This is a genomic window from Pseudomonas sp. YuFO8 (assembly GCF_035065025.1).
GTDB classification, from domain to species: domain Bacteria; phylum Pseudomonadota; class Gammaproteobacteria; order Pseudomonadales; family Pseudomonadaceae; genus Aquipseudomonas; species Aquipseudomonas putida_AE.
Map to the genome: position 1 here is coordinate 1 of NZ_JAXDEQ010000096.1, position 1,310 is coordinate 1,310.

Here is a 1,310-nt window from a genome sequence, read left to right on the forward strand (position 1 = left end):
GCTGATTGTTATTGGTGTAGCCAGATCATCGCTATCCGAGCGCTATTGATAAATACCGCAACTGCCATACATTTCATCACGGGTATGAATATTACTTTTGTACACGAGCAGGCATTGGCCAGTGCGCCCCTCCGTGGGCTCTGGCCTTCGTTACTGCGACACGGTTTGCCGGGATGAAGCCGCCTGACGGCTTGAAGCGGTCTGCATGAGAAAGACCAAAATAGCGATCGCGCCTATGAGTCCTGGTACGGCAAAGATGAGGAAGCTCGCCTGCAGCGGCAGTGACGAGGCGTGCAGCGCGCCGCCCAGCAAGGGACCGATGATGGCGCCGGTGCGCCCGATGCCCATCGCCCATCCCAGCCCCGTAGAGCGTATGTGTGCGGGGTAATACTGCACCGTGCAGGCGTTGGCCAGGATCTGCGTGCCAATGGTGCACGCCCCGGCGATGGCGATGAGCAGATAGAGCACGGGTAACGGCGCCTTGAGCGCCAACAGGCTCAGGGCCAAGGCTCCACACGTGAAAAAGGTGAACAGGACCTTGGCGATGCCAATCCGGTCCCCCAGCCATCCTCCAGCGACCGCGCCGATGATCGCACCGAGGTTCAGCGCCAGCAGGAACGCCAGGCTGGAGTTCAGCCCATAACCGGCGGCAGTCATGAGTTTGGGCAGCCACGAGCTCAGTGCGTACACCATCAGCAGGCAACAGAAAAACGCCAGCCACAGCATGAAGGTGTTCACCTTACGCCCGTCCTGGAACAGCTGCGCAATCGACACACTCGTGCCTTTGGCGACCCTCTGGGTCAACTGGTCATTGGCGCCTGGTTGATAAGACGGCACGGCTTGTGCCAGCAGGTGTTGCGCCTTGACGGTCTGTCCGGTGCGCAGCAGGAAATCCATCGACTCGGGCAACTGGCGTATCAGCAGCGGCAGGGCCAACAGTGGGATCAGCGCGACATAGAATACGGCCTGCCATCCCCACTGCGGGATCAGCACCATGCCCAGGCTCGCCGAGAGCATTCCGCCTAACGAGTAACCACTGAACATGATCGCGACCAGGGTGCTGCGCGATTTCTTCGGCGCGTACTCGTTCATCAACGCCACGACGTTGGGCATCACCCCGCCGATGCCAAGGCCGGCGATGAACCGGCATATCGCAAACGCCTCGGGGCTCTGGGCCAGGCCATTGATGGCCGTGACCCCGCTGAAGATGGCGACGCACATCATGATGGTTTTGCGTCGGCCTATCCGATCCGACAATGAACCGAAAAACAACGCACCCAGCATCATGCCCACCAGCGCGCAACTGCCCA

The 1,310-nt window shown here is 60.5% G+C and carries 1 protein-coding gene; it reads right to left on the minus strand.

Annotated features, from left to right (window positions below; all coding sequences use genetic code 11):
- Positions 1 to 150: 150 nt before the first annotated feature.
- The coding region (locus SOP95_RS31455) for an MFS transporter (protein WP_323609509.1) at positions 151 to 1,310 on the minus strand (1,160 nt) is incomplete at its 5' end.